14 protein-coding genes and 1 riboswitch are annotated in these 15,466 nt (G+C 41.3%); of the genes, 3 read left to right on the top strand and 11 right to left on the bottom strand.

Annotated features, from left to right (window positions below; genetic code table 11):
- Positions 1 to 74 precede the first annotated feature (74 nt).
- Genes asd through lysA form a run of 7 tightly spaced genes read right to left on the bottom strand, consistent with a single transcriptional unit; the run spans position 75 to position 7,333 of the window.
- Positions 75 to 1,175, bottom strand: a complete 1,101-nt coding sequence (gene asd, locus H9564_RS03050; protein ID WP_191684069.1) for an aspartate-semialdehyde dehydrogenase — start codon at positions 1,173 to 1,175, stop codon at positions 75 to 77.
- Between the two features lie 19 nt (positions 1,176 to 1,194).
- Positions 1,195 to 2,379 carry an aminotransferase class I/II-fold pyridoxal phosphate-dependent enzyme gene (locus H9564_RS03055; protein ID WP_191684070.1) on the bottom strand — a complete coding sequence of 395 codons (1,185 nt, stop codon included), beginning with the start codon at positions 2,377 to 2,379 and terminating at the stop codon, positions 1,195 to 1,197.
- A gap of 11 nt (positions 2,380 to 2,390) precedes the next feature.
- Positions 2,391 to 3,170 carry a 4-hydroxy-tetrahydrodipicolinate reductase gene (dapB, locus tag H9564_RS03060; protein WP_191684071.1) on the bottom strand — a complete coding sequence of 260 codons (780 nt, stop codon included), beginning with the start codon at positions 3,168 to 3,170 and terminating at the stop codon, positions 2,391 to 2,393.
- Positions 3,171 to 3,187: 17 nt separating this feature from the next.
- Positions 3,188 to 4,105 (bottom strand): 4-hydroxy-tetrahydrodipicolinate synthase, encoded by a 918-nt coding sequence (gene dapA / locus H9564_RS03065; protein WP_191684072.1) that lies wholly within the window; start codon positions 4,103 to 4,105, stop codon positions 3,188 to 3,190.
- A 14-nt stretch (positions 4,106 to 4,119) separates the two neighbouring features.
- Entirely contained in the window at positions 4,120 to 5,265 is a 1,146-nt protein-coding gene (locus H9564_RS03070) for an N-acetyldiaminopimelate deacetylase (RefSeq protein ID WP_191684073.1), read from the bottom strand.
- 11 nt (positions 5,266 to 5,276) lie between these two features.
- Positions 5,277 to 5,987, bottom strand: coding sequence for a 2,3,4,5-tetrahydropyridine-2,6-dicarboxylate N-acetyltransferase (dapD, locus tag H9564_RS03075; protein WP_191684074.1), 711 nt, complete (start codon positions 5,985 to 5,987; stop codon positions 5,277 to 5,279).
- A 35-nt stretch (positions 5,988 to 6,022) separates the two neighbouring features.
- The gene (gene lysA, locus H9564_RS03080; protein WP_191684075.1) at positions 6,023 to 7,333 is read right to left on the bottom strand and encodes a diaminopimelate decarboxylase; all 1,311 of its coding nucleotides are present in this window, start codon (positions 7,331 to 7,333) and stop codon (positions 6,023 to 6,025) included.
- A gap of 90 nt (positions 7,334 to 7,423) precedes the next feature.
- Positions 7,424 to 7,603: riboswitch (Lysine riboswitch) on the bottom strand.
- A 198-nt stretch (positions 7,604 to 7,801) separates the two neighbouring features.
- Here lysA and H9564_RS03090 point away from each other — a divergent pair.
- The 3 genes from H9564_RS03090 (at position 7,802) to dapF (ending at position 11,802) form a co-directional block, all read left to right on the top strand.
- Positions 7,802 to 9,109, top strand: a complete 1,308-nt coding sequence (locus H9564_RS03090; protein ID WP_404804672.1) for an NCS2 family permease — start codon at positions 7,802 to 7,804, stop codon at positions 9,107 to 9,109.
- 326 nt (positions 9,110 to 9,435) lie between these two features.
- The gene (locus H9564_RS03095) at positions 9,436 to 10,800 is read left to right on the top strand and encodes an aspartate kinase (protein WP_191684077.1); all 1,365 of its coding nucleotides are present in this window, start codon (positions 9,436 to 9,438) and stop codon (positions 10,798 to 10,800) included.
- Between the two features lie 12 nt (positions 10,801 to 10,812).
- Complete coding sequence (gene dapF, locus H9564_RS03100; protein ID WP_191684078.1) at positions 10,813 to 11,802, top strand: diaminopimelate epimerase; 990 nt, start codon at positions 10,813 to 10,815, stop codon at positions 11,800 to 11,802.
- 178 nt (positions 11,803 to 11,980) lie between these two features.
- On the opposite strand, the gene H9564_RS03105 is transcribed toward dapF, so the two are convergent.
- From H9564_RS03105 to H9564_RS03120, 4 genes are all read right to left on the bottom strand, one after another.
- Positions 11,981 to 12,301, bottom strand: coding sequence for a hypothetical protein (locus H9564_RS03105; RefSeq protein ID WP_191684079.1), 321 nt, complete (start codon positions 12,299 to 12,301; stop codon positions 11,981 to 11,983).
- Positions 12,302 to 12,334: 33 nt separating this feature from the next.
- Positions 12,335 to 13,468 (bottom strand): THUMP domain-containing class I SAM-dependent RNA methyltransferase, encoded by a 1,134-nt coding sequence (locus H9564_RS03110; RefSeq protein WP_191684080.1) that lies wholly within the window; start codon positions 13,466 to 13,468, stop codon positions 12,335 to 12,337.
- A gap of 289 nt (positions 13,469 to 13,757) precedes the next feature.
- Complete coding sequence (locus H9564_RS09335; protein ID WP_191684081.1) at positions 13,758 to 14,117, bottom strand: 6-carboxytetrahydropterin synthase; 360 nt, start codon at positions 14,115 to 14,117, stop codon at positions 13,758 to 13,760.
- Positions 14,107 to 15,450: a TIGR03111 family XrtG-associated glycosyltransferase gene (locus H9564_RS03120; protein WP_191684082.1), complete on the bottom strand. Its 1,344-nt coding sequence runs from the start codon at positions 15,448 to 15,450 to the stop codon at positions 14,107 to 14,109. The genes H9564_RS09335 and H9564_RS03120 overlap by 11 nt, the downstream gene beginning before the upstream one ends.
- Positions 15,451 to 15,466 lie beyond the last annotated feature (16 nt).

A 15,466-nucleotide genomic window follows, 5' to 3' on the forward strand; every position in this document is an offset into this window, starting at 1 on the left:
AAAAACAAAATGTTTTTTATCACCCTTAACTTATTACTAAGAGTTTTCGAACTTATAGAGTCTAATCGCGGAAATTAATCTTCTTTAGCTGAAATATATCCCTTTGCGGTTAATAATTCCGCTAGTTCAATCGCACCACCGGCAGCACCCCGGGCGGTGTTATGAGAAAGGCCAACAAACTTCCAATCAAAAATCTTGTCTGGACGAAGACGACCGATTGAAATTCCCATCCCGTGTTCAAAGTTGACGTCGTAACGAACTTGAGGACGATCATCTTCAGTTAAATATTGAATAAATTGCTGTGGTGCGCTTGGAAGCTTTAATTCTTGTGGAACACCACTATATTCTTCGAGTGCCTCAATTAACTCTTCCTTGCTTGGGTTTTGCTTAAAGTTAACAAATGTTGCCACTGTATGTCCGTAAAGAACTGGAACCCGCAAGCATTGACTAGTAATCACTGGTGATTGAGCCTTCACAATCTCCTTCTTCTCCGGATCTATATGACCAAAGACTTTAAGCGGTTCGTCTTCTGACTTTGCTTCTTCTCCAGGAATATAAGGAATCACGTTATTTTGAATTTCTGGAGCCGTTTCAAGAGTCTTACCGGCACCGGAAATTGCTTGATAAGTACATGCCAGTACTTGGGTTGGTTCAAACTTTTGCCAAGCCGCAATCGCTGGTGTATAGCTTTGGATTGAGCAATTTGGCTTAACCGCAACAAAACCGCGTTGGGTTCCTAAACGTTCCCGTTGTGCCTTAATAATTTCAATATGATCAGGGTTGATTTCTGGTACTACCATTGGTACATCTGGAGTCCAACGATGGGCACTGTTATTTGAAACAACTGGAACTTCATGTTTTGCGTACTCATCTTCCAGCTTCCGGGTGTCAGCCTTATCGAGGTTAATTGCTGAAAAGATAAAATCAACTTGTGAAGCCATTGTATCAACATCTTCTGCATCAAGGATCGTCAAGTCCTTAACCCCGTCAGGAATTGGTGTATCCCCCATCTTCCACCGGTCTTTTACTGATTCCCCATATTTTTTGCCTGCACTGTGCTTACTTGCCGCAACAGCGACCACTTCGAACCAGGGGTGATTAGCAAGCAGGGTTACGTAACGCTGACCGACCATTCCGGTAGCCCCAATAACCCCGACCTTTAATTTTTCCTTCATAATCAATTCCATCTTCTCTCTAGTTAAACTGTTCCATAAAGGAGCTAAGCCGATCAATCACTTTTTCAATGTCTTCATCTGAGGCAGCGTATGAAAGCCGAATATGCCCTTCACCACCGGGACCAAATGCCTGTCCAGGAATTACGCCGACCTTTGCTTTGTGGGCTAACTCACGGGCAAACTTAAAATCATCCTTACCGAAAGCTTCTGGGATCTTCGCAAAGATGTAAAAGGCACCATCCGGAACGGCAATTTCAAAGCCCATCGCCTTCATCGCACTGGCCAACCGGTCCCGACGCTTCTGGTATTGTTGCTTAAATTCAACTGGATCTTCAAGACCGTTTGTCAATGCTTCCAAAGCAGCAGCTTGGGCAGTATCATTCGGTGCGGTTACCATAAATGAATGCATCTTTGAAATTTGATCAATTGCATCTTGAGGAGCGGCAACATAACCTAAGCGCCAGCCAGTCATTGCATGAGACTTTGATAAACCACTGATCAAAACTGTCTGCTCAGGAAGAAGGGTTGCAAGCGACGTAAATGGTTGATCGTAAATTAACTCGCTGTAAATTTCATCGACAATCGCTAAGAGGTGGTGTTCCTTAATTACCTTTGCTAGTGCGGTTAATTCATCATGAGAATAAGACCGTCCTGTTGGGTTGTTCGGGTAGTTGAGGATAATTGCTTTAACCTTATCTCCCTCCCGCTTTAAGACCTTTTCGAGCCTGTCAGCGGTCAATAAGAAGCCATCATTTGAAGTATCAACCTTCACAGGTATTGCACCAGTAAGAGAGACACTTGGGAAGTACAGAGAAAAGATCGGCGTTGGGATAATTACCTCATCCCCCGGATTTAACAAGGCAAAAGTCGTGGCGGTAATTGCTTCGGTTGCCCCAACGGTGACAATCACTTCGGTTACCGGATCATAGTCAACTGAACGAGTATCACTTAAGTACTTGCTAATAGCTTCCCGTAGTGGCAAAGTTCCCCGGCTTGGTGAATAGTGGGAATCATTATCCTGAATACTCCGAATAGCGGCCTGTTTTACATGGTCCGGAACATTAAAATCGGGTTCTCCCAGGGTTAACTTAACAATTCCTGGAATTGCAGAAATTTCATCATCAAATGCCCGGATCTGGGCAGGTGGTAGGGCGTCAACCCGTTGATTAACAACAGATTCAAGCCGTTGATCTAACTTTGGCATATTTATCCCTCCTATAGGATCTTTTCGAGACCGACAACAAGGTGATCCAGCTCACTCACCTTTTCTAAGGCAACCTTAACACCGCTCATGAATGATTGCCGATCAAAGGAATCTTGGCGAATTGTCAACGCTTCACCAGCGCCCCCAAAAAGAACTTGTTCATGAGCAATGTAACCAGGAAGACGAACCGAGTGAATTTTGATCCCGTGATAGTCGCCACCCCGAACACCAGCTAATGATTCAGTTTCCTCAGGATTACTCTCGTGTGGTTCACGAACCTGATCGATTAACTTAGCGGTACTAAGGGCAGTCCCTGACGGAGCGTCTTTCTTATCAGCGTGGTGCATTTCAATGATTTCAACATCAGGGAAGTACTTGGCTGCTTCCTTTGCAAACTTCATCAACAGCACCGCAGACATTCCAAAATTCGGTGCAATTAAACCACCAAGCTGTTTTTGTTTACTGAGTTCAATCAATTCAGCTTCTTGTTCATCGGTCAAACCGGTTGTTCCCACAACGGGCATCATCCCGTTATCCAAAGCGTATTTAACATTATCGTAAACGGCACTTGGGATGGTAAAGTCGAGCCAAATATCCGCTACTGAAGGATCAACTTCAGCTAAGGAATTAAACACTTGAACGTTTTTACCTAAGTGATATTGTTCACGGTCAGTCGGAGATAAATGAGGAGCTAAAACTGCCGTTAATTCCATGTTGGCCATTGAATTAACTAGGTCGACTGCCTTTTGACCCATCGCTCCAGTTGCACCTGCAATTAATACATTTGCCATTATTTATTCCCCCTATTTTATAAATCTAAAGGAAGAGTTTTGTTTCCTAGAGAATCTACTGGAAGATCCAAGGCTTGTTCGAGTTGAGTTTGCTCTTCCTTGTTAAGGGAAAGGATTGGTAAACGGCAGTCACCAACATTAAATCCTTGAGCATTTAAAACAGCCTTAACAGGTGATGGGGATGGGAACATGAAGCAAGCAGCCATCCGTGGAGTAAGCCACCGTTGAAGTTTTCCAGCAAGCTTGTAGTCACCACGGTAGAGGGCATCAAACATATGCCGCATTTTTGTAACATAAATGTGAGAAGCAACAGAAACAACCCCGTTAGCACCTAGTACCCGTGAAGTTAATGCTTGGGCATCTTCACCAGTAAAGACAAGGAAATCATCAGCCTTGTGTTCAATGATGTATTCCATTTCGTCTAATGGCGCACATTGCTTAATCCCAGCAATATTTGGGTGTTGGGAAAGTTCAACAACCGTTTCTGGTGCCATCTTTGAACCAGTTCGGCCAGGAATATTATAAATAATAATTGGTAAATTAACGTTATCGGCAACTGTCTTGAAGTGAGCCAACATCCCTCGTTGGTTTGGCTTATTGTATGGAGGAACAACGACTAAGGCATAGTCAATTCCGTTAATCTGACCAACTTCATTAGTCAGGGCAATCGTTTCTTGGGGATTATTGCTTCCAGTACCGGCAATTACCGGTACCCGGCCGTCAACAATTTCGCCAAAGCGGGTATAGAGGGCGATTTTTTCATCATGGGTCAATTCTGGCGTTTCACCAGTTGTTCCCCCAATTACAAAACCGTTACATCCCCGTTCAATCAGTGAGTTGGTCAACTTCTCCAAGGCGCCAAAGTCGATTTCGTTGTCACTGTTAAATGGCGTTACGATTGCTGTTAATAAGTCTGCATTTGCTAAAGCTGTCATGTTCTTTTCCTCCATTATTCTGTCATCCGGTATTCTAAGAATCCTGTAATTGCATCAACACCTCGTTGAATTGCTTCTTCCTTAGGGGTTAACGTTGCTGAGTGGAGTTGGGAATCATCATCAACTCCTAGCCAAAACATTGTTCCCGGGAACTTAGCTAATAAGAAACCAAAGTCTTCCCCAGTCATTGCTGGTGCGGTTTCTACAAAGTTAACGTTTTGTGCTGATTGCATATACGAAATAAAGCGTTTGGTTAATTTTGAATTATTTTCTACTGGCCAATAACCACCCTGGTTAAGTTCTAGTTGAACATCCATGTTGTAGCTACGACCGATTCCCTCACAAATATCCTTTAAGCGTTGATCAATTGTCTCAATCATTTTTTGGGTCAAGCCGCGAATGGTTCCTTCAATTCGGGTATGACCAGCAATTACGTTCCTGATCGTTCCCCCATCAATCTTTCCTAAGGTAATAACACCACTTTGGATGGGATCAATACTTCGTGAAATGATGGTCTGGATTTGACTAATCAACATTGCGGCGGCAACCACCGTATCACTGGCATCTTGTGGGTAGGCAGCGTGACCACCCTTACCATTTAAATCGATATTGACTTCAGTTGTTCCTGCAAAGAGGGTCCCCATTCGGCACCCAATTGCTCCGGCCGGCAAATCAGGGTTATCGTGAAGCCCATAAAATTCATCAGGACGCCAGCGACCATGGAATAAGCCAAGTTCGTAGGATTGCTTACCGCCACTTTCACTTTCTTCAGCAGGCTGGAAGAAAAACATGAGATTATCCTTTGGCTGGTGTTCACTAAAGTAGGAAAGGACTCCTAGTGCGACTGTCATGTGGATGTCGTGACCACAAGCATGCATAACTCCGGGATGTTTCGAAGAATATGGCAGTCCTGTCTGTTCTTCAACCGGTAAGGCATCAATGTCAGTCCGGTAACCGATCGTCCGTTGAGGATCAAAACCGTGAACCAACACCATCATTGCAGTCGGTAACTCTTCTGGGTTCCGAATTTCCAGGAATTGTTGATCCATCTTCTTGACCGTTTCAAGCAAAAATTGGTGAGTTTCCGTTTCCTGGAGGGCTAATTCCGGGATCTGGTGAAGGTGGCGCCGAATTGTTATTAAATCACTTTCACTTAACATTTCCTCAGCTCCTATAGTTTCCGCAAGTCATCTTCTAGGCCGGTCTTACTTTCGGTCTTTTCGTCAACCTTCTTGACAAACTTAGCGGGAACACCGGCAACCATGGTGTGTGGTTCAACATCATGAGTAACAATTGCTCCGGCCGCAACAACAGCCCCTTCACCGACATGCACTCCTTCAATAACGACGGCATTAGCACCAATCAAAACATTATCGTCAATCCGGACCGGCTGGGCAGAAGCCGGTTCCACCACCCCTGCTAAAACAGTGCCGGCACCAATGTGGCAATGCTTACCGACGATTGCTCGACCGCCAAGGATAGCACCCATATCAATCATTGTGTCATCACCAATTTCAGCACCAATGTTAATCGTAGCCCCCATCATTACAACAGCATTGTTACCAATTAAGACCTTGTCACGAATGATTGCACCAGGTTCAATCCGGGCATTAATCCCTTTAAGATCAAGCAATGGCACTGCTGAATTCCGAGAGTCATTTTCAATATGGTAGTCTTCAATTACGGCCTGGTTTTCCTTTAAGAGTGGTTCGACAACCTTCCAGTCACCAAAGATTACCCCAGTATGGTCATCAACAAATGATTGAATTTCTTCGGGGAAGGTAATTTGACTCAAATCTCCCTTTAAGTAAACCTTAACTGGAGTCTTCTTTGGCGCGTTACCAATGTAGTTAATAATTGCTTGTGCATCTAATTCAGCCATCTTTTCAACCTCTTTCTTCCTACTATTGTTATGTCTTATTGTTCGTATGACCGGTCCAAATGGATCAAATCAGCTAATGATTCGCGTTCAATTACTAGTTGGGCCTTGCCATTTTCGGCAAAGACTACTGCCGGACGCGGATTTCGGTTATAATTTGAAGCCATTGAATAACCGTAAGCCCCGGTATCTAGCATTGCAAGGACATCCCCCGGCTTAGTTTCTGGTAACCCTTGATCCTGGGCCAAAATATCACCAGATTCACAGTATTTTCCGGCAAGGCGAACATGTTCTTTAATTGGAGCTTGCGGGTTACTTGCTAATACCGTTTCATACTCAGCTTGATAAAGGGCTGGACGAATGTTATCTCCCATTCCCCCATCAACCGTAACGTAGGGCTTCAATCCAGGAACGCCTTTCCGTGAACCAACCGTGTAAAGGTTATAACCAGCGGGACCAACAATCGAGCGTCCCGGTTCAATCCAAATTTCAGGCATTGACAATCCGTTAGCACTCGTTTCACTTTTAATTGCCTTGATAATCGCATCGACGAATTCTTCGGGTCTTAATGGGTGGTCGGAAGATACATAACGGATTCCAAAACCGCCACCAACATTAATTACTTCTGCTTCGTAACTAAATTGATCACGCCAATGGGTTGCTACTTCAACAAGCTTTTTAGCAACCCCTTCAAACCCGGCTAGTTCAAAAATCTGTGAACCAATATGAGCATGAAGGCCGCGCATCTTCATCCGCGGATTAGCTAGAACCTTTTGTAGTGCTTCATCAGCTTGGCCAGATTGTAAGTCAAAGCCAAACTTACTATCTACTTGGCCAGTTTGAATATACTTATTAGTATGTGCCGAAATCCCTGGTGTTATCCGCAACATGACGTCAACAGTCGTGTCCTTTGCTTCTAAGACGTCAGCCAAAAGGTCAATTTCATGGAAGTTATCAATCATAATTGTCCCGACATGGTGGTCGATTGCCATTTCAAGCTCTTCTTGAGACTTATTATTCCCGTGGAAGCTAACTCGTTCCATCGGGAAGTCAGCCTTAATTGCCGTATAGAGCTCACCAGCGGAAACAACGTCAACGTGAGCTTGCTCGGCAGCGGCTACTTGGTACATTGCAATTGCTGCAAATGCCTTACTTGCGTAACTAACGGCATAGTCAACACTATTTTCTTCAAATACCTTACGAAAACTACGAATCTGGTTCCTAATTTGTGAGACATCATAAACCACTAAGGGTGTCCCGTATTCATGAGCTAACTCAATTGAATCACAGCCACCAATCATTAGATGACCAGCATCGTTTAACTGTTGAGCAGTAATTTGTTGGTTCATAACAATTCCTCCATTACTCATTCGGGGAAAATCAAGGTGATAAAAAATCCACTGTCTGCGCAAAGACAAACAGTGGATGCATTTTATCCGTTTTGTCGATAGCGCAACGTGGGCTGATATTGTCCCACGACAGTCCGCAACTTATTCAGCTACGCCCCAGCTACCTAACTTTGCCAAGTTAGACGCTTCGGCAGCCGCCCTGTTCAATAACCCTCATTGCTTGGCAGACTAAGGTTAACTACTAGTGTTGGCTGCGCCTCTTCGATTTATAAATATAATAGGAGTCTTAGATTAGAATGTCAACATAATTCTTAATTTTTCTCATATTGATCTAATTCATTCTCACTTATCAGTGAATCTCTTCTTATATTTAGTCAAATTTCAAGAAAGTCAATCATCAAACAAATTTCTGTGATATTCTAGTAGGAATAAGCTTTTAAATTTACTTTAAGAAGAGGAGAATTGATAGTGTTAGACCGGATCTTTCATTTAAATGAGGCTCATACAACTGTTAAGAGCGAATTAATCGCTGCCTTAACGACATTTGTGAGTCTGTCATACATTTTATTTGTTAACCCAAATATTTTGCACGCTGCGGGAATTAATAAGGGTGCTGCCTTTACAGTTACCGCAGTCGCTACCGCAATTGGTTGTTTCTTAATGGGACTAATCGCTAACTATCCGATTGCCTTAGCACCGACCCTTGGGAGTGCTGCTTTCTTCGCCTACAATGTTGTTATTGGGATGCACATTAACTGGCAAACTGCTTTGGCGAGTGTCCTGGTTGCTTCTTTCCTGTTCATTTTAATTACTGTTCTTAAATTACGGGAAAAAGTTGTTGACGCCATTCCAAAAGACATTAAATATGCCATTTCTGCAGGGATTGGATTATTCATTGCTTTCATTGGTTTGCAAAACGGTAAGCTGATCGTGAACAATTCATCATCTCTAGTTGGACTCGGTTCATTTGGTAATCCAGATGTTTGGTTGACTCTTTTCGGCTTAATTTTAACTATTATCTTAATGGCTGCTCGAGTTCCTGGTTCCATCTTTATTGGGATGATCATTACCGCCATCTTCGGGATGTGCATTGGTCAAATTCCTTTACCACATGGTATTATCTCTACTGCACCAAGTATGGCCCCAACATTTGGTCATTCCATCTTCCACTTGAAGGACATTAATACCCCACAATTATTCATGGTTGTTTTGACCTTCCTCTTGGTAACCTTCTTCGATACCGCGGGGACATTAATCGGTATGACCCAACAAGCAGGAATGGTTGATAAGAACGGTAAAATTCCTCGGATCGGTAAAGCCTTCTTATCTGACTCTCTTGCCATGGTTGAAGGGGCAATCTGCGGGACTGCCCCACTTGGTACTTCCGTTGAATCAAGTGCCGGAATCGCCATGGGTGGTCGGACTGGGTTAACCGCTGTTTTCGTTGGAATCCTATTCTTGATTTCAATGATTTTCAGCCCATTACTAGCCGTTATCCCAACAACTGTCACTGCTCCAGCTCTAATCATCGTCGGAGTCTTAATGGCAAATAACCTGAAATACATCAACTGGGATCGCTTTGAAATTGCTCTTCCTGCATTCCTCGTTGTTGTCGGAATGCCGTTAACCTACTCCATTTCCGATGGTTTGGCTCTTGGGATGATTGCTTACCCAATTACCATGATTGCCTCCAAGCACCATAAAGACGTTTCACCAATGATGTACGCCCTCTTCGTCATCTTCATTGCGTTCTTCTTGATAACGAATATGAAGTAGAGTGTGACTCAGTAAAGAATTTGCGGTCACGATGAGCACGTTATAGCTATATCTAAAAAAAGGCCAGGAAGTTAACCTGGTCTTTTTTGATCTCTTATTTCAGCTACATAGTTAAAATATGCTTGCCCTAATCTTCATCAAAGCTTGTTTTTCTAGGTAACATAGTCAAAATATGCTCACCAGGAGCTTGCTAGAGCTAGTAGTACTAATGCAACATAGTCAAAATGTGCTCGCACTCTAAGATTTTTCTTGCATATTTATCAATCAATGTTAAAATTCGATTAAAAACTTTGCATGAGCTTCTCATGCATAAAGGAGAATTGAAGATGAAGGTTGTTAAGTTTGGGGGAAGCTCTTTAGCTGATGGCCCTAGCTATGAACATGCGATTAAAATTATTACTAGTGATCCAGAGCGGCGGGTAGTTGTTACTTCAGCCCCCGGAAAGCGGAATTCTGATGACATCAAGGTTACTGATCTCCTAATTAAATATGCAAATGCGATTATTAAAAATGAAGAACAAGAAGCAATGGTTATTCGTAAGGAGATTTTGGTACGGTACCAAGCAATTGCTGAATACTTTAACTTACCGAGTCAACAATTACAGCCATTAGCAGATCGCCTGGCTAAGTTACCAAGTGGGGATTATCCAAATAATAATTACTTAATGGCTGCATTCAAAGCTCATGGGGAACGATTAAACGCTGAACTAATGTCGCTGGTCCTTAATCACTTAGGCTATACGGCACGTTTTGCTACCCCAGAAGAAGTTGGCTTAAAGGTTGCCGGGACACCAAATAACGCTACTGTGATCCCGGAAACGTATGCCCGCTTGGCAAATTTCTCGTTTAGTAACCATGAAATCATTGTTTTCCCCGGCTTTTATGGGATTACCCTAGCTGGTCATATTGCCACTTTCTCTCGGGGAGGTTCTGATATCACTGGAGCTATCCTCGCCCGGGGTCTTCATGCCGGAATGTATGAAAACTTTACTGATGTTGACGCGATCTATTCGGCTAACCCAAATGTGGTTGATCACCCACAGCCAATCGCTAAAATGACTTATCGTGAAATGCGTGAACTCTCCTATGCAGGTTTCTCGGTTTTCCACGATGAGGCTCTAATTCCCGCAATCCAAGGAAATATCCCAATTAATGTCAAAAATACTAATGATCCAGAAAAGCCAGGAACACTAATCGTCCCTGACCACTCTTTCCAACCAACTGATATCATTACCGGGGTTGTCAGTGGTAAGCACTTTGCCGCACTCTACCTACATAAGTACTTACTTAACAAGGAAGCTGGATTTACCTTACGGATTTTACAAATTCTTGCCCGTCATAATGTTTCCTATGAACACATGCCATCAGGGATTGACGATATCACGGTCATTTTTGATAAAAAGGAACTGGATGACGAACTTGTCGATATTATCTGTAATGAAATTCAAGAAGAAATTAACCCTGACCGATTAGAATGGATTGATAATTACGCCATTACAATGGTGGTTGGGGAAGGAATGCGCAACCGAACTGGGGTAATCAATGATATTTTGAACCCACTGGCTGAAGAACATATTGCTGTCCCAATGATTAATCAAGGGGCATCAAGAATCGCGATTATGATCGGGACCTATAACCAAGATGCAGATGCAGCAGTTCGCGCAATCTACCACCGCTTCTTTGCTAACTAGGAGGAATTAATTATGGTTGAATTACTAAAAGTCCATGGTTCACAAAATTGCTTCTTTATTTTGGACCAGACAAAGCTTAATCAAAAATTAAATGATGACGAATTAATTGCTCTCGCCCAGCAAATGACAAGCAAAGGAAATGGTCTTCTCGGCGGTGCTGATGGTGTTCTCGTGGTAAATAAGCCTGTTCGTGAAGGTGCAACTGCTCAAATGCGAGTAATTAACGCTGATGGAAGTGAAGCATCCATGTGTGGTAATGGTTTGCGAACAGTTGCCCGCTACGTGGCAGAACGTGATGGACTTACCTCATTTAAGGTAGACACGATGAACGCCAGCCTCCAAGTTCGCCAACAACCTGACCTTGCTTCTAATGTTCCTGCCTTTGCCGTTGAAATCTCACCAGTCCGGTTTAATAAGGAAGCCCTTCCCTACGATCATCTTGGCCATGACCGACTGCTAGATACTCCAGTACCTGAACTGCTTCCAGGATTCCGTTTTTCTGGAATTGCTGTTCCCAATCCCCACTTGATTTCTTTTGTTGATGAAGAAGGGTTTGAGGAACTCGGCCCACTTGGCGAATGGCTGAATGGTGAGAATCCATACTTTGCGGACGGGGTCAACGTTAATTTTGCTCATATTTTGGGCCATAATCAGATCTTCGTAAAGACGTTTGAACGTGGCGTTGGTTTTACCAATGCCTGTGGGACCGGAATGTCAGCCACTTCTTTAGCTTTTGCATTGATCCATCCTGATAAGGCTGGCTTTAACCAACCAATTACCGTCTTCAATCCTGGCGGGATGGTAAGAACGATCCTCCACCACGAAAACCATCGCTACTGGATTGAATTAATCGGTAATGCAACCTTCACGCATAAAATTGAAGTAAGTGAGGATGCTTTGCATAATGCAAACGTTACTGATAAAAATACCACTGTTGAAGAGACCGGTGAACAAACGACTTACTTAAATTTTGTTCACCAGTTAGACAAGCCAAATTTTTAACGAATAATTATGAAAAAATTAAAGTTAGGGGTTTACATTAGTGCTCACTAAGCTTTATAATATAATTGTTATAAAGAGTTCTAGGATCCAGTAATTTTTACAGTTCTTAGTAAAGAAGGACATAACTACTACGGTTATGTCCTTCTTTTTATATTTCATTAATTATTAATAAAAACAATTATGACTCATGACTTTGACGATACTGTTCACGAGTCATCTGTTTATTTTGTTGAGAAGCTGGTGCTATGGCAGCTTCAGCTTGAGAGGCATTTTCTTCTTTTACCACATTTATACTTTCTTCAAGTGTAACGGAACCTGTCTGTTCCATAAGTCCACTTACTATCTCTACTGTTTTCTTTGCGGTATTATAATTTCCCTGAACAACCTTAACCAGATCTTCATTCGGATGAGGTTGCTTTTTTAGTTCTAACAATTGTTTTAATGAACTAACCATGATTTTCTTTGAAGATATGATAATATCTTGTAAGTTCTTCTCCATGATTATAAATTCTCCTTTACAAAAGAAATTCTACTAGCGCTTTTTCTTACCCCAATATTGGAAAAGATCAGTTCTTAATGCACCATTATATAGTTTTCGTCTTTTTGTGGCAGATGCACCATAGTATTTTTCAAATTCCATGTCAGCTGTCAGAATGTACTTACTCCAAGTAGTCATTGGTCGGTAAATCTGTCCCATCTGCCGATAAAGTTCGTGAACAGTTTCCTTATCACTTAGTCGCTCACCATAAGGCGGATTAGCAACGATGACACCATTAATCTTATCAGTGTGCCAGTCTTTAACCGCTAACTGCTTAAAAGTAATATCATGGGTCAGTCCTGCAGCACGACAGTTTTCTTGGGCAATATCAATCATATTCTGGTCAATATCATAGCCATGAATATCCAGCTCAACATCATAATCTGCCTTACTATCAGCCTCATCACGGACTTCATCAGATAAGCCATCAGGAACAAGGTTAGTCCATTGCTCACAAACAAAGCTCCGGTTAATTCCTGGGGCAATATTATGACCATACAAGGCAGCTTCGATTGGAATTGTTCCTGAACCACAAACCGGATCAACAAACGGGTTATCTGGGAACCAGTGAGCCAGCATTACTAGTGCAGCGGCCATATTTTCCTTTAATGGTGCCCCACCCTTTGCTTTTCTGTATCCTCGCTTAAATAAGCTATCTCCAGTTGTATCAAGTGTTAAAAGGACGTGATCCTTATTAATTGCCACTTCGAGTGGGTATAAAGCTCCTGTTTCGGGTAATCTTGTCCGACGATGGTAAACATCACTTAACTTTCGGACAATTGCCTTTTTAACAATTGCTTGTACAGATGGGACATTATGCAATTGCGAATGATGACTTTTTCCTTCTACCGGAATTTTAGCATCAACAGGAAGTAGACTTTCCCACGGTAAAGCTTCAGTCCGATCAAAAAGTTCTTCAAATGTCTTAGCTTCAAACTCACCAACGATAATTTTTACCCGATCAGCAGTTCGTAACCACAAATTAGCTGTCAGAACGTCCTTCATTGTTCCAGTGAACCGAACGCGACCATTTTCTACCCGAGTTTCGTAACCAAGATTCCTTAGCTCTTTACCGACAAGTGCCTCAATTCCAGAAGCTGCGGTAGCGATTAATTGATATTCTTGCAAAGTAAGGGCTCCTTAAAATTAATACTTATTATCATTATATTATATTTAATTTATAAAGAAAAAGGAACCCCGTCAATCCAAGGCATTTTTTGTAGAAGGCAACATTAACACGGTAGGAAAAATACGTATTAAAATTATTCATCTATAATGTAACTTAAGAATACTTCAAGTTCAGCGTGGCAATTTGATTATTTACGATAACACCAATTTTTATGGAGTTAATACTAGTTAAGGACTATTCAATAGTTCTTAGCCAGTATTATAGGCTATCCGCGATTACAATTTAATTTTACAAACAGCGATCAATTATAAAAGTCCTCACAGGCGATTCAGCAACTTCAATTCTCACTAAATCAGACCTTATAGATTCCAAATTTACTTCAATTGCATTACAAAGATGCCTAGTTATATTTTCTAGAGTCGGATTCTGACCCTGGAAAAAGGATAAATCATTAAGGTACTGATCATTCAACTGGTTCAATATTTGATTTATCTTATTTTCAATAAATTCAAAAGCAATGAATCCTTTAGTTTGAATATAACAAGTTACTTCAAAAGTATGAGGATGCTTTGAGGAACTTTTACCATCAATTGTTACCATATGAGTTGCATTAAAGAAAAAAGTAAGCCTATATTCTTCATTCTTCATGATGTCGATTAAATACCCTCCTTAAATCTCCTTTAAAAATATTTTTTATTGTTACCAATTCATCACTAAATGAATCAACCTTCCATGCTGCAGGTTCTGTCATGGAATTAACTATCCCAATAAACTGAATAGAACTACAAAGCATATAATATAATGGCAAAGTCAATATAACATAAAATTTTGAAAGATAGTATTTCCTATCCGAAGGAAAGAAACGTAAGTAATACTGAATATTAACAAAATTCAATATGCAAATAAAAACATAAAGAAAATGCAAGACTAAGAAAGAGAGCAACACGATCTGTGGAGAGTATCCTAAGGGAATCAAGACAAAAATAGCCGCTATCCATATAACTCTTAAAAATAGAATTGTATGATCCATAATTAATCGCCTTACAAGAAAGTTGGATACAAACCTCTTTATGCTCAACTGATCCTTATTCATAAAATAATGAATTGCTTCTAATTCTCCTCGCTGCCAACGTTGGCGTTGAGTATATAGTTTATTTAAATTATCCATAGGCTCAACATAGAAAATTGCCTCAGGGCAAAGAATGACCTTTCCTTTAAGTTGATACCTAATTTGAAAAGTCATATCAATATCTTCACCAACGGTTTGTGTATTATACAGCCTAGTATGAAGTAACTTTTCACGTCGAAAGGCTGAAAAAGCGCCTGACATTGTAAATAGATGATTTTCTTGAGTTTCAATTGCTCGTCCGGCTAAGAAGGATTGAGCGTACTCGAAATACTCGTTTTCGCGTAAGAACTTTAAAAAAGGCTTCTTCGTAGCCTTAATACTATCTTTTTGTGTCAAAATTGTTCCTGTCTGTGCATCAATAGTTTTATCATTCTCAAACGCTTTAATCATATTCATCAGAGCATCCTTTTGCAACATTCCATCGCTGTCAATATGAATTATATATTTTCCTCTTGAACGATAGATTGCCGAATTTAGTGCCCGTGCTTTTCCCTTAGTCGTATCAATCCACTGCATGAACAATTGATCAAATTTAATATGGGCTCTTCGATATTCGTTAAAGCTATCATCCGTACTCTGATTATTAGCAACGATGATACTAATCAAATGATTTGGGTACGAAGAATCAACTATCGATTGAATACAATTGTAAAGTGTATCGGCAGAATTATATACTGGAATTATAAGTGATATTCTAGGAAGACGACGCAGCGTTCGTTCTCTTCCCAATCTATGTCCAGCAATATTTAAAATTACGAAACCATATAAAGCAGGGATAAATTCATATATTAAAGGAATTAGTAACCAAGAAATCCAAAAGCCAAGTTGGATAATTGTTCCAGTAAGATACATATTTAACTCCTCACTA

It is taken from the genome of Limosilactobacillus avistercoris (genome assembly GCF_014836425.1).
GTDB lineage: Bacteria > Bacillota > Bacilli > Lactobacillales > Lactobacillaceae > Limosilactobacillus > Limosilactobacillus agrestimuris.

What these genes read in the sequence shown, in the direction of transcription:
- asd (WP_191684069.1), bottom strand. Translation starts at nt 1,175, where the DNA reads ATGAAGGAAAAATTAAAGGTCGGGGTTATTGGGGCTACCGGAATGGTC.
- H9564_RS03055 (WP_191684070.1), bottom strand. Translation starts at nt 2,379, where the DNA reads ATGCCAAAGTTAGATCAACGGCTTGAATCTGTTGTTAATCAACGGGTT.
- dapB (WP_191684071.1), bottom strand. Translation starts at nt 3,170, where the DNA reads ATGGCAAATGTATTAATTGCAGGTGCAACTGGAGCGATGGGTCAAAAG.
- dapA (WP_191684072.1), bottom strand. Translation starts at nt 4,105, where the DNA reads ATGACAGCTTTAGCAAATGCAGACTTATTAACAGCAATCGTAACGCCA.
- H9564_RS03070 (WP_191684073.1), bottom strand. Translation starts at nt 5,265, where the DNA reads ATGTTAAGTGAAAGTGATTTAATAACAATTCGGCGCCACCTTCACCAG.
- dapD (WP_191684074.1), bottom strand. Translation starts at nt 5,987, where the DNA reads ATGGCTGAATTAGATGCACAAGCAATTATTAACTACATTGGTAACGCG.
- lysA (WP_191684075.1), bottom strand. Translation starts at nt 7,333, where the DNA reads ATGAACCAACAAATTACTGCTCAACAGTTAAACGATGCTGGTCATCTA.
- H9564_RS03095 (WP_191684077.1), top strand. Translation starts at nt 9,436, where the DNA reads ATGAAGGTTGTTAAGTTTGGGGGAAGCTCTTTAGCTGATGGCCCTAGC.
- dapF (WP_191684078.1), top strand. Translation starts at nt 10,813, where the DNA reads ATGGTTGAATTACTAAAAGTCCATGGTTCACAAAATTGCTTCTTTATT.
- H9564_RS03105 (WP_191684079.1), bottom strand. Translation starts at nt 12,301, where the DNA reads ATGGAGAAGAACTTACAAGATATTATCATATCTTCAAAGAAAATCATG.
- H9564_RS09335 (WP_191684081.1), bottom strand. Translation starts at nt 14,117, where the DNA reads ATGAAGAATGAAGAATATAGGCTTACTTTTTTCTTTAATGCAACTCAT.
- H9564_RS03120 (WP_191684082.1), bottom strand. Translation starts at nt 15,450, where the DNA reads ATGTATCTTACTGGAACAATTATCCAACTTGGCTTTTGGATTTCTTGG.